Below are 12,636 nucleotides of genomic sequence, written 5' to 3' on the forward strand. Positions count from 1 at the left end.
GGGCGAACTATAGGCGGGTTTATCGAACAGCGCAAGCACTTTCTTTTCATAGGGTCTCTTCCGCACTTTTGGCGGGTTACTGCGCTCTGTGGGCTCGCACCCAGCGCAGTTCCTTGGCAGCCAGCGTGCGTGCGACCTTGGAGCGCTTGTGAAAAGCCCTCACTATAGACAGCGGAGGGGGGGCCTCCATTAGACCTGTGAGGCGCTCAAGAGAGACGCTCGCGTCGTGCACCTCGCCCAGAGCGTCCTGCAGCTTGCGCAAATGCCGCCGATAGCGCTTCGCCGCCCGGGCACCGAGCGCCGGGTAAAACGCCTCATATAGATAGCGCCACTGTTTGGCGGCGATGCGGGCTCGATGCAGTCGGGGTGCAGACGAACGCCTCGGGTGACGCCCGCGACGGATCAGCTTCTTTCGGAGCGCCTGAGCCCGGGCACGGGCAAAGCGACGATGCCGCGCCGGCCCGTCTTCTATATGAAAAGGCGCGACGGCCTCTTCGAGTTCCAGCAGCGTTTCGCGCACATCCGGCGACGCCAGTTCGGCACGCAGTTCCTCCCAAGCGCGGCTGCGCGCCTCTTGGGACTTCGTAAGCGCCTCGGCCAGCCAAGCCGGACCCGCCTCGTCGGTGACAGGCAAAGACTCCCGGACGGCCGGCAGCCAACCGGTGAGCAGCACATCCCACTCTCGCACGGGGCCGGTCGATGCGGCGAGCGCCCGCAGGCGAGGTTTCCACTGGTCGACAAAGCTGGCCGGCAGAACCGGCGCAAAGGTCACCCAAGCTGAACGCAGTCGGCGCAGGGTGACACGGAACTGGTGAAGATCTTCGTTACCGGGATCGGGTGCCGCCAGCCTGGTATGCGCCTGGCGCAAAGCAGCAACGTGCTCGGTGACGATGCCCGCGAAGATCGAAAGGATTGCCGCATGTGAGTGCTTGCTCACGATGCTCCCCGTATGACGAGTTTGGACGACAGAGCGGCTCGCAAGGTGCGCGCCTTGTCATTTCACTGTAGTCGACCGGGTGAAGACTGCGAGCGTGCCGGATCAAACGTCAGCGCGTTTCGCTGGCGACGATCACGTCGACCTCGGCAGCGCGGAAGACGTCGGCCATCGGCTCGGGCACCGGGACGTCGGTGAAGAACTTGTCGATCTGCGAGACATGGCCCAGGCGGACGACAGCGCGGCGGCCGAACTTGGAGTGATCAGCCACGAGCCAGACTTCGCGGGACTGCTCGATGATGGACTGGGCGACGCGCACTTCACGGTAGTCGTAGTCGAGCAGCGTACCGTCTTCGTCGATGCTGGAGACGCCGATGATGCCGATGTCGACGCGGAACTGCTTCATGAAATCGATCGTGGCCTCGCCGACGATGCCGCGGTCGCGGTTGCGCACGAGGCCGCCGGCGACGATGACTTCCGCGTCCGGGCTGCCGGAGAGGATCGACGCGACGTTCAGATTATTGGTGATGACACGCAGGCCGCGGGGCCCGTTCTGGCCGACCAGCGCCTTGGAGACTTCTTCGGTGGTCGTTCCAATATTGATGATGAGCGAGCGGCCGGGCTCGACGTGGCGTGCAACGACCTCGGCGATGCGCCGTTTGGCGTCGATGTGCAGGACCTGGCGCTGGTCGTAATCGATGTTTTCGACCGACGACGGCAGGCCGACGCCTCCGTGATAGCGGGCGAGCAGCCGCTCGTCTTCGAGCTGGCGGATATCGCGACGGATGGTTTGCGTCGTGACGCCGAGCACGCGGGCAAGCGCGTCAACGGAGGCATCGCCGTGCTGGCGGACGTATTCGAGGATCTGGCGGTGTCGCGGAAGCATCAAGTCACGAAATGAACACAAACGAACACATGTGAGCGGATTAGGCGATTCCCTATGTTGCTTTATTTTCGCCGTTCACTAAACTATCCGCCAACGCGTCACTATTCGCAAGGAAAGGCGCGAAAATCAACAGATTCCAACCCATGCAACTCACTGACGCGTCGCATCTGGACTGTGATCTGCTGGTGGTCGGAGGCGGCATCAACGGCGTGGGTATCGCGCGTGATGCCGTGGGCCGTGGCCTGTCGGTGGTCTTGTGTGAAAAGGACGACCTGGCCCAGCACACCTCTTCGGCCTCGACCAAGCTGATCCACGGCGGGCTGCGGTACCTCGAATATTACGAATTCAGCCTGGTGCGCAAGGCGCTGCAGGAGCGCGAGGTGCTGCTTCGCATGGCGCCGCACATCATGTGGCCGCTGCGATTCGTGATGCCGCACGATGCCGCGCAACGCCCGGCGTGGATGATCCGCGCGGGCCTCTTCCTGTATGACCACCTCGCGCGTCGGCGCTTTCTGCCGGGTTCGGAGTCGATCAAGCTGGCGCGGCATCCGGCCGGCAAACCGCTTAAGGCCGGTTACACGCGCGGTTTCGTCTATTCCGATGGCTGGGTGGACGACGCCCGGCTCGTCGTGCTCAACGCCCGCGACGCGGCGGACCGCGGCGCCCACATCCTGACCCGCACACGCTGCCTGAACGCCGAACGACGCGCCGACGGCTGGCACGCCTCGCTGGCCGGCCCGGACGGTATCCGCTCGGTGCGCGCCAAGGCGATCGTCAATGCAGCGGGCCCGTGGGCGGCGGAATTCGCCCGCTCTGCGCACGCGCTGCCGAGCACGCGCGGCCTGCGGCTGATCAAGGGCAGCCACATCGTGGTGCGGCGGATGTTCGATCACCCGTTCGCCTATATCTTCCAGAACCCGGACGGGCGGATCGTCTTTGCGATCCCGTACCAGAACGATTTCACCCTGATCGGCACGACGGATCTGGAATACAAGGGTTCGGTGGACCAAGTGGCCATCGACGCCGGCGAAATCCAGTATCTGTGCGAAATGGCCAGCCGCTATTTCACCCAGCAGCTGACGCCGGCCGACGTGGTGTGGAGCTACTCGGGCGTGCGGCCGCTGCTGGACGACAGCGCCGCCAACGCCTCGGCCATCACGCGCGATTACCTGGTCGAATGTGAGACCGGCGCCGACGGCGCGAGCGCGCCGCTCATCAACGTGTGGGGCGGCAAGATCACGACCTATCGCAAGCTGGCCGAAGAAGCGCTGGAGCAACTCGCCCCGCATCTGCCGCTGGCCGGCAAGCCTTCGTGGACGGCCACCGCATCGCTGCCGGGCGGCGATCTGGAAGCGCCGGGGCAGCTGGTTGCCGAATACACCTTCGACGACTTTGTGACGCGCCTGCAAAAACGTTTGCCGTGGCTGCCGACCCAGCTGGCGACGCGCTATGCGCACCAGTACGGCACCCGCGTGAACACGCTGCTGGCTGGCGCCACGCGACTGGAAGAGTTGGGCGCCGAAGTGACGCCCGGCCTGTATGAAGCCGAAATCCGTTACCTGATCGAACACGAATGGGCCCGCACGGCGCAGGACATCCTGTGGCGGCGGACCAAGCTGGGGCTGCACGCCAGCGATGCCGACCGCAGCCGGCTGGAAGGCTGGCTGGCGCGGCATCTGCCGGAAGGCCAGACCGCTCCAGTTGCGGAACGGGCGCCCTGAAACATCGAAGTTGGGCGCGAACCAAGACATCAAGAAATCAAAGCAGTAAGACGGGAGACATCAATTGATTCTGGAACTGGACCAGGTTACGGCCGTGGTCGGGGCGCAGACGCATCTGTACCCGACCAGCCTGCGGCTGGCGCCCGGCGCCATCAATGTGCTGCTCGGGCCGACGCAAGCTGGCAAGACCACGTTGATGCGCATCATGGCCGGGCTGGACCGGCCGACCACCGGCCGCGTACTGGTCGACGGCAAGGACGTGACGGGCGTGGGAGTGCGCGATCGCAATCTGGCGATGGTGTACCAGCAATTCATCAACTACCCGGCGATGACGGTGTACGACAACATCGCCTCGCCGCTGCGCCTGCAAGGCACCAACAAGGGCGAGATCGACTCGCGCGTGCGTGCCGTCGCCTCCAAGCTGCACATCGACCACCTGCTGCAGCGCCTGCCGGCCGAGCTGTCCGGTGGGCAGCAGCAACGCTGCGCGCTGGCGCGGGCGCTGGTCAAGCGGGCACCGCTGGTGCTGCTGGACGAGCCGCTCGTTAACCTCGACTACAAACTGCGCGAAGAATTGCGTGCCGAACTGGCATCGCTCTTTGCCGATGGCGGCACGACCGTCGTGTACGCCACCACCGAGCCGCAGGAAGCGCTGCTGCTGGGCGGCCACACCGTCGTCATGCATGAAGGCCGCGTGCTGCAAGACGGCCCGACGCTCGACATGTACGAAGTGCCGGTGTCGGTCAATGCGGCGGCCATCTTCAACGACCCGCCGATGAACGTGCTGGACGCCACCGTGGTGGAGGGCAACCGGATCCGCCTGCCGCAAGGCATCGATGTTGCATGGACGCGTCCGCTGCCGATGGCGGCCGGCACGCGGTGCCGCATCGGCCTGCGTCCGAGCCACATCCGCCTGGCGCCGCGCAACGGTGGCGCGGTTGCCCTGCCGGGCACGGTGGAACTGGCCGAGCTGTCGGGTTCCGAAACGTATCTGCACGTACGGGCGCAGGCCGTCGGCCAGTCGAACACCATCGGCCTGGTCGCGCAGTTGCCGGGTGTGCATCAGTTCGAACTGGGCGCGGCGCTGGACGTGTTTGTCGATCCGGCCGAGCTGTTCCTGTTCGACGAAGCGGGCAAGCTGGTGAGCGCGCCCAAGCAGGGAGGCGCACATGGCACGCATTGAATTCCGCAACCTGGGGCACAGCTACCGCCCCAATCCGCAAAGCCTGTCGGACTACGCGCTGCAGCCGATGAACATGACGTGGCGCGACGGCGGTGCCTATGCACTGCTCGGCCCGTCGGGCTGCGGCAAGTCCACGCTGCTGAACATCATCTCGGGGCTGCTGACGCCGTCCGAAGGCCAGGTGCTCTTCGACGACCGCGACGTCACGCACGCCAGCCCGCGGCAGCGCAACATCGCGCAGGTGTTCCAGTTCCCGGTCATCTACGACACGATGACCGTGTTCGACAACCTCGCCTTCCCGCTGCGCAATCGCAAGACGCCGGAAGCCGAAGTGAAGAAGCGCGTGGAGGAAGTGGCCGAGATCCTCGAGCTGCAGCACGCGCTCAAGCGTCGCGCCTCCGGTCTGGCAGCGGACGCCAAGCAGAAGATCTCGCTGGGCCGGGGTCTGGTGCGCAAGGACGTGGCGGCCATCCTGTTCGACGAGCCGCTCACCGTCATCGATCCGCACCTGAAGTGGCAACTGCGTCGCCAGCTCAAGAAGATTCACCAGCAGCTCAAGCTCACGCTGATCTACGTGACGCACGACCAGGTGGAAGCGCTGACCTTTGCCGACGAGGTGGTCGTCATGACCGAAGGCAAGGTCGTACAGCAAGGCGGGCCGGAAGCGCTGTTCGAGCGGCCGGACCATACCTTCGTCGGCTACTTCATCGGCAGCCCGGGCATGAACCTCTACCCGGTGACGGTGGATGGCGACGTGATTGCGTTGGGCGATCAGCGCCTGACGGTCGGGCACGACACACTGGCCACGCTCAAGAACACGAACGGTGCGCTCAAGCTCGGCATCCGCCCGGAGTTCGTGCAGTTGGCCGCGCCGGGGGAAGTCGGCACCGTGGCGGCCAACGTGCACCAGGTGCAGCAACTTGGTACGCACCAGTTGCTGACCGCAAGCCTCGGGGAAGCCGGCGGCCTGCCCATCAAGGCCAAGCTGCCGAACGAAGTCAGCGTGACCGAATCGCGCGTGTGGCTGCGCCTGGATGCGCCGCAGACGCTGTATTACAGCAATGACGAGAGGATCGGCCGATGAACAAGCCGCTCAACAACAAGGCGTGGTTCCTGATCCTGCCGGTGTTCCTGTGCGTGGCGTTCTCCGCCATCCTGCCGTTGATGACGGTGGTGAACTACTCGGTGCAGGACATCATCAGCCCCGAGCAGCACGTGTTCGTGGGCGTCGACTGGTTCCGCCAGATCCTGCGCGACGGCGATCTGCAGGACGCCCTCACCCGCCAGCTGATCTTCTCGCTGTGCGTGCTGGCGGTGGAGATTCCGCTGGGCATCGGCCTGGCGCTGTCGATGCCCTCGAAGGGCTGGAAGGCGTCGGCCGCGCTGGTGGTGCTCGCCATGCCGCTGCTGATTCCCTGGAACGTGGTCGGCACGATCTGGCAGATCTTCGGGCGCTCCGATATCGGCTTGGCCGGCTATTGGCTCAACCAGATGGGCATCGATTACAACTACACGTCGCACTCGTTCGACGCGTGGATCACCGTGCTGATCATGGACGTGTGGCACTGGACGCCGCTGGTCGCGCTGCTGGCCTATGCCGGCCTGCGCTCGATTCCGGATGCGTTCTACCAGGCCGCCGAGATTGACGGTGCCAGCCGCCTGGCCGTGTTCCGCTACATCCAGCTGCCGAAGATGCGGGGCGTGCTGATGATCGGCGTGCTGCTGCGCTTCATGGACAGCTTCATGATCTACACCGAGCCGTTCGTGCTGACCGGCGGCGGCCCCGGCAATGCCACGACGTTCCTGTCGCAGTACCTGACGCAGAAGGCGGTCGGCCAGTTCGACCTGGGCCCGGCGGCGGCGTTCTCGATCGTGTACTTCCTCATCATCCTGCTGTTCTGCTTCGTCCTCTACAACTGGATGCAGCGCATGGGCAGCGCCAGCACGGCCGTGGGAGACGACCATGCGTAAGAACAACAACAACGAACACCAGCGCAAGATCGCCCGCGCGATCACGCTGGCGGTGTACGTGGCGTTTGCCGTGCTGCCGCTGTACTGGATGCTGAGCATGTCGCTCAAGACCAACGAGGAAACGCTTGCCGGCTTCTCGATCTGGCCGAAGCTCGTCACGTTCGACAACTACAAGATCATCTTCACCGACCCGTCGTGGTACTGGGGTTACATCAACTCCATCATCTACGTGACGATGAACACGGTGCTCTCGACCGTGGTGGCGCTGCCGGCGGCCTACGCTTTCTCGCGCTACCGCTTCCTGGGCGACAAGCACATGTTCTTCTGGCTGCTGACGAACCGCATGACGCCGCCCGCGGTGTTCCTGCTGCCGTTCTTCCAGCTGTATTCGACGGTCGGCCTGATGGACACGCACCTGGGCGTGGCGCTGGCGCACATGCTCTTCAACGTGCCGCTGGCAGTGTGGATTCTCGAAGGCTTCATGTCGGGCATCCCGCGCGAGATCGACGAGACGGCCTACATCGACGGCTATAGCTTCCCCAAGTTCTTCCTGAAGATCTTCCTGCCGCTCATCAAGGCCGGCGTGGGCGTGACGGCGTTCTTCTGCTTCATGTTCAGCTGGGTGGAACTGCTGCTCGCGCGCACGCTGACTTCGGTCGACGCCAAACCCATCACCGCGGTGATGACGCGCACGGTGTCGGCCTCGGGCATGGATTGGGGCGTGCTGGCCGCAGCCGGTGTGCTGACGATCATTCCCGGCGCGCTGGTGATCTGGTTTGTGCGGAACTACATCGCGAAGGGTTTCGCGATGGGCCGCGTCTAAAACAAGAACGGGAGACACAGCCATGTTCAGCTGGATGGCCTGGACGCCCGAAGTGGCGATCTTCTTCGGCTGCATCGCCCTGATGCTGGCCAGCATGACCGTCTGGGAGGTGGTTCGGCCCACAGTGGAGCGCAAGGGCTTCCTGCCCATTGCCACCACGCGCGGCGACCGCCTCTTCATCGGCTTGCTGACCGCGGCCTATATCAACCTGGCGTGGGTTGGGCTCACGTCGGAAGAGACCAGCGCCTGGGGCGGCTTCATCGCCTCGATGGTGGTGCTGGTGATCGTGATGTGGCGCGGCTGACGCGCCATCGGTGCACTTGAATTTGCAGGTCCGGAGGCATCGGCACGGGTTGATGCTTCCACGCCCAAATTGACGTACGGGCACAGGCATTCCACCACGCTCCCCGCGTCGGAATGCCGGATGTTTTCGCTGCGGGGAGAACAACAAGCTAACCAAGCACGAGGAGATACCGATGAAAACATCCTGGCGCATGACGCTTCAGATCAGTGCTATTGCACTGGCGAGCGCCCTGGCAGTCGGCGCGGCCCATGCCGGCGAAGCCGAAGCCAAGAAGTGGATCAGCAGCGAATTCCAGCCCAGCACGCTGTCGCAAGACAAGCAGATGGCGGAAATGAAGTGGTTCATCGACGCCGCGGCCAAGCTCAAGGCCAAGGGCGTGACCGAGATCCACGTCGTGTCGGAAACGCTCGACACGCACGCCTATGAATCGAAGACGCTGGCCAAGGCCTTCGAAGAAATCACGGGCATCAAGGTCAAGCACGACATCATGCAGGAAGGCGATGTCGTCGAAAAACTGCAGACCTCGATGCAATCCGGCAAGAGCATCTATGACGGCTGGATCTCCGACTCCGACCTGATCGGCACGCACTATCGTTACGGCGTGATCATGCCGCTGTCCGACTACATGTCGGGCGAAGGCAAGGAGTTCACCAACCCCGGCCTGGATCTGAAGGATTTCATCGGCACCAGCTTCACCACTGCGTCCGACGGCAAGCTGTATCAGCTGCCCGACCAGCAGTTCGCCAACCTGTACTGGTTCCGCGCCGACTGGTTCGCCCGCAAGGACCTGCAGGACAAGTTCAAGGCCAAGTACGGCTACGACCTCGGCGTGCCCGTCAACTGGACAGCCTATGAAGACATCGCCAACTTCTTCACCAACGACGTGAAGGAGCTGGATGGCAAGCGCGTCTACGGCCACATGGATTACGGCAAGAAGGACCCGTCGCTCGGCTGGCGCTTCACCGACGCCTGGCTGTCGATGGCAGGCTCCGCCGACAAGGGCATCCCGAACGGCCTGCCGGTCGACGAATGGGGCATCCGTGTCGACGAGAAGGACAAGTGCACCCCGGTGGGCGCATCGGTCTCGCGCGGCGGCGCCACCAACAGCCCGGCCGCCGTGTACGCCCTCACCAAGTACATCGACTGGATGAAGAAGTACGCCCCGCCCGAGGCGACCGGTATGACCTTCAACGAAGCCGGCCCGGTGCCCGCACAAGGCCACATCGCCCAGCAGGTGTTCTGGTACAGCGCCTTCACCGCGCCGATGACCAAGCCGGGCCCGGTCGTGAACGCCGACGGCTCGCCGAAGTGGCGCATGGCCCCGTCGCCGCACGGCCCGTACTGGAAGGACGGCATGCAGAACGGCTACCAGGACGTCGGCTCGTGGACGTTCTTCAAATCCACCCCGTTCGAGCGCCGCTCGGCCGCCTGGCTGTACGCGCAGTTCGTCACGTCGAAGACCGTGTCGCTCAAGAAGTCGATCACCGGCCTCACGTTCATTCGTGACTCCGATATCCACAGCGACTACTTCACCAAGAACGCGGCCAAGTACGGCGGCCTGATCGAGTTCTACCGCAGCCCGGCCCGCGTGGCCTGGACGCCGACCGGCAACAACGTGCCCGACTATCCGAAGCTGGCGCAGCTCTGGTGGAAGAACGTCGCCACGGCCGTCACGGGCGAGAAGACGCCGCAAGGCGCGATGGACAACCTGGCCAAGGAAATGGACCAGGTGATGGGTCGCCTGCAGCGCGCGGGCATGAAGAACTGCGCGCCCAAGCTGAACCCGGAAAGCGATCCGTCGAAGTGGCTGTCGACCGAACACGCCCCGTGGAAGAAGCTCGACAACGAGCGTCCGAAGGGTGAGACGGTGGCCTACGACAAGCTGCTCGCAGCCTGGAAGGCAGGCAAGGTACGTTGATTCGCATGCCCGCCGGTCGACCAACCATCGGCCGGCGGGCTACCATGCCTGCTTCCGTTTTACCCACCGCCGGACAGGTTCACTCCGGCCCGGCGGTCACCTGAATCTGCCTTATGGAATACCTCCTCGCGCTCGACCAGGGCACATCCAGCTCACGCGCCATCGTCTTCAACCGCGCCGGCCAGATCGTCGCCAGTGCCCAGCAGGAGTTTCCGCAGCATTTCCCGCAGCCCGGCTGGGTCGAGCATGATCCGTTCGACATCTGGAACAGCCAACTCGCCACCTGCCGCGCCGCACTCGAACAAGCCAAGCTGTCCGCCGCCGACATGGCCGCGCTTGGCATCACCAACCAGCGCGAAACCACCATGGTGTGGGAGCGCGCCACGGGCAAACCGATCTTCAACGCCATCGTCTGGCAGGACCGCCGCACCGAAGCCATCTGCGAGCGCCTGCGCGCCGAGGGCCTGGAAGACGAGGTACGCAAGCGCACCGGCCTGATCATCGATCCGTATTTTTCCGCCACCAAGCTGCGCTGGATTCTCGATCACGTGGATGGCGCCCGCGAGCGCGCCGCGCGTGGCGAACTCGCCTTCGGCACCATCGACAGCTGGCTCGTCTGGCAACTCACGCGCGGCCGCCTGCATGTGACGGATGTATCGAACGCTTCGCGCACGATGCTGTGGAACATCCACACCGGCGAATGGGATGCGGACCTGATGCGCGCGCTCGACATCCACCCGAGCCTGTTGCCCGAGGTGCATCCGTCCGCGTATCAATTTGGGCAGACCGATGCCGACTGGCTGGGCGCCTCCCTCACGATTGGCGGCATTGCCGGCGACCAGCAATCTGCGTTGTTCGGCCAGGCGTGCTTCAAGCCGGGCATGGCCAAGAACACCTACGGCACCGGCTGTTTCATGTTGCTCAACACGGGCGACAAGGCGGTCCAGTCGCACAACGGCCTGATCAGCACGGCCGCCTGCCAGAGCGGCACGACGCGCAGCTACGCGCTCGAAGGCAGCGTGTTTGTGGGCGGCGCGGTCGTGCAGTGGCTGCGCGACGGCCTGCGCGCCATCCAGCGCTCCGCAGACGTCGAAGGCCTGGCCGCCTCGGTGCCGGATTCGGGCGGCGTGGTGTTCGTGCCGTCGTTCACGGGGCTGGGTGCGCCGTACTGGGATCCAACCGCACAAGGCGCCATCGTGGGCCTGTCACGCGGCACGACCATCGGCCACATCGCCCGAGCCGCACTGGAGTCGATAGCCTTCCAAAGCACCGCATTGCTGCAGGCCATGACGCGCGATGCCGTTTCCACCATCTCGGAACTGCGCGTCGATGGCGGCGCCTCGGCCAACAACTTGCTGCTGCAGTTCCAGGCTGACCTGCTCGGCATTCCGGTCGTGCGTCCGGAGATCATCGAGACCACGGCCCTCGGGGCGGCTTACCTGGCCGGCATCGCCACAGGCTTCTATCGTGACGAAGCGGAGGTCGCCCAGCAATGGCGCGCCTCCCGCACCTTCCACCCCGTCATCAGCCGCGACGAGGCCGCGCACCGCATCGCCCAGTGGGAAATGGCCGTCGCGCAGGTGCGTCTGCCAACAACGCGCGGGCACTGAAGGCAAAGGCAACAGACAGAAAAAAGGCGACCCTCGGATCGCCTTTTTTCATGGTTCGGCCAGCGGCTTACTTGCCTTCGCTGTTCGGCGTCTGGGCAGGCCCGCCTTGCTCGCTCATGGCTTCCTTGCGCTTGGCGCGGGCTTCCTTCTTCTCAGCCTTGCGGTTGGCCTTGGCGGCCTTCTTCTCTTCCTTGTAGGCAGCCTTGGCGTCGGACTTGCGGGCCTTGTATTCGTCGCTGGCAGCCTTGTCGTCAATGCGCTTCTGCACCAGCGGGTCAGACGACGAAGTTGCCGGCCCGCCTTGCGGGGCGGTCTGCACGGTGCCGGTGGTCTGCGGTGAAGTTTGCGGTGCCGGCGTCATCTGTGCGAACGCAGCCGACGCAGCAAACGTGGCGGCAACGGCGAGGGCGGTTTTCAGGCGCAGTTCAATCATGGTTGAGCTCCTTCTTTTACAAAAACGCGGAATGGACTGACCACATAAGCGGCGCGCGAAGCACCCGAAGTGATCTCGGCGCGCATCAACGGCGCGCGCCGGACGTTGCAAATCACAACACCCGTTCCGTCGCAAGAAGCGCTCCCACACCATCGACTACACTGCCCGCTGTCTCGTCCCTCCCCACACGCCGTGTCCAATCACGCCCCCGATTTCGTCCTACTCGACCCTCCAGCCGACGCCCTCAACTTGGGCTCGGATGCCGCCGCCCTTCATGTCGCGACCGTGCAGCGCTGGCTGGAAGACGCCGTCATTGGCCTGAACCTCTGCCCCTTCGCCAAGGCCGTGCACGTCAAACGGCAGGTCCGATACGCCGTCAGCCGCGCCACGATGGACGGCGACGTGCTCGACCACCTGCGTGCCGAAGCCGACCTGCTGCACGCCACCCCCGCCGCACAGATCGACACCACGCTGCTGATCGTCCCCGCCCTCGCCGACTTCCTCGATTTCCACTCGCTCACGGAACGCGCCGAATCCGTACTCGCCAAGGCCGGCTACGAAGGCGAACTGCAACTGGCCAGCTTCCACCCCGATTTCGTCTTCGCCGACGCGGAGCCTGACGACATCGCCAACGCCACCAACCGCGCACCGGCCCCCATCCTGCATCTGCTGCGCGAAGACAGCATCGCCCGCGCCGCCGCAGCCGTCCCCGACGCAGCGGACATCTACGAACGCAATATCGCGACGATGGAAAAGCTGGGCCCCGAAGGCTGGGCGGAAATGGCAAAGAAGTTCAGCAAGGCACCGCCCCGCGACTAACCAACAGCAGCGACGGTTTGGCCGTTGATGCCCT

The 12,636-nt window shown here is 64.5% G+C and carries 12 protein-coding genes; 9 read left to right on the forward strand and 3 right to left on the reverse strand.

All coding sequences use genetic code 11. From position 1 onward, the window contains the following. Window positions 1-76 precede the first annotated feature (76 nt). Window positions 77-937, reverse strand: coding sequence for a CHAD domain-containing protein (locus FUT88_RS15820; RefSeq protein ID WP_147216536.1), 861 nt, complete (start codon window positions 935-937; stop codon window positions 77-79). Window positions 938-1,046: 109 nt separating this feature from the next. Beyond that, window positions 1,047-1,820: a DeoR/GlpR family DNA-binding transcription regulator gene (locus FUT88_RS15825; RefSeq protein ID WP_147216538.1), complete on the reverse strand. Its 774-nt coding sequence runs from the start codon at window positions 1,818-1,820 to the stop codon at window positions 1,047-1,049. Between the two features lie 143 nt (window positions 1,821-1,963). Here FUT88_RS15825 and glpD point away from each other — a divergent pair, with 143 nt between their 5' ends. From glpD to glpK, 8 genes are all read left to right on the forward strand, one after another. After that, on the forward strand, window positions 1,964-3,541 hold the full coding sequence (glpD, locus tag FUT88_RS15830; protein ID WP_147216540.1) for a glycerol-3-phosphate dehydrogenase: 1,578 nt from the start codon (window positions 1,964-1,966) through the stop codon (window positions 3,539-3,541). A 64-nt stretch (window positions 3,542-3,605) separates the two neighbouring features. After that, window positions 3,606-4,724, forward strand: a complete 1,119-nt coding sequence (locus FUT88_RS15835; protein WP_147216542.1) for an ABC transporter ATP-binding protein — start codon at window positions 3,606-3,608, stop codon at window positions 4,722-4,724. Further along, the gene (locus FUT88_RS15840; protein ID WP_147216543.1) at window positions 4,711-5,808 is read left to right on the forward strand and encodes an ABC transporter ATP-binding protein; all 1,098 of its coding nucleotides are present in this window, start codon (window positions 4,711-4,713) and stop codon (window positions 5,806-5,808) included. Before FUT88_RS15835 ends, FUT88_RS15840 begins: the two co-directional genes overlap by 14 nt. Beyond that, window positions 5,805-6,695 carry a carbohydrate ABC transporter permease gene (locus FUT88_RS15845; protein ID WP_004637132.1) on the forward strand — a complete coding sequence of 297 codons (891 nt, stop codon included), beginning with the start codon at window positions 5,805-5,807 and terminating at the stop codon, window positions 6,693-6,695. The genes FUT88_RS15840 and FUT88_RS15845 overlap by 4 nt, the downstream gene beginning before the upstream one ends. Next, complete coding sequence (locus FUT88_RS15850) at window positions 6,688-7,518, forward strand: carbohydrate ABC transporter permease (protein ID WP_009239734.1); 831 nt, start codon at window positions 6,688-6,690, stop codon at window positions 7,516-7,518. The genes FUT88_RS15845 and FUT88_RS15850 overlap by 8 nt, the downstream gene beginning before the upstream one ends. 22 nt (window positions 7,519-7,540) lie before the next feature. Beyond that, window positions 7,541-7,822, forward strand: coding sequence for a DUF2160 domain-containing protein (locus tag FUT88_RS15855; RefSeq protein ID WP_027680526.1), 282 nt, complete (start codon window positions 7,541-7,543; stop codon window positions 7,820-7,822). A gap of 172 nt (window positions 7,823-7,994) precedes the next feature. Further along, entirely contained in the window at window positions 7,995-9,740 is a 1,746-nt protein-coding gene (locus tag FUT88_RS15860; RefSeq protein ID WP_027680525.1) for an ABC transporter substrate-binding protein, read from the forward strand. Window positions 9,741-9,853: 113 nt separating this feature from the next. Then, window positions 9,854-11,350: a glycerol kinase GlpK gene (gene glpK / locus FUT88_RS15865; RefSeq protein ID WP_045785082.1), complete on the forward strand. Its 1,497-nt coding sequence runs from the start codon at window positions 9,854-9,856 to the stop codon at window positions 11,348-11,350. A gap of 67 nt (window positions 11,351-11,417) precedes the next feature. On the opposite strand, the gene FUT88_RS15870 is transcribed toward glpK, so the two are convergent. Beyond that, on the reverse strand, window positions 11,418-11,783 hold the full coding sequence (locus tag FUT88_RS15870) for a hypothetical protein (RefSeq protein ID WP_027680524.1): 366 nt from the start codon (window positions 11,781-11,783) through the stop codon (window positions 11,418-11,420). A gap of 192 nt (window positions 11,784-11,975) precedes the next feature. On the opposite strand from FUT88_RS15870, the gene FUT88_RS15875 reads away from it, so the two are divergent. Continuing rightward, window positions 11,976-12,602 carry a DUF1415 domain-containing protein gene (locus FUT88_RS15875; protein ID WP_147216545.1) on the forward strand — a complete coding sequence of 209 codons (627 nt, stop codon included), beginning with the start codon at window positions 11,976-11,978 and terminating at the stop codon, window positions 12,600-12,602. The last annotated feature ends 34 nt before the right edge of the window (window positions 12,603-12,636 follow it).

It is taken from the genome of Ralstonia sp. TCR112 (genome assembly GCF_007997035.1).
In the GTDB taxonomy this organism is placed as follows: Bacteria; Pseudomonadota; Gammaproteobacteria; order Burkholderiales; family Burkholderiaceae; genus Ralstonia; species Ralstonia edaphi.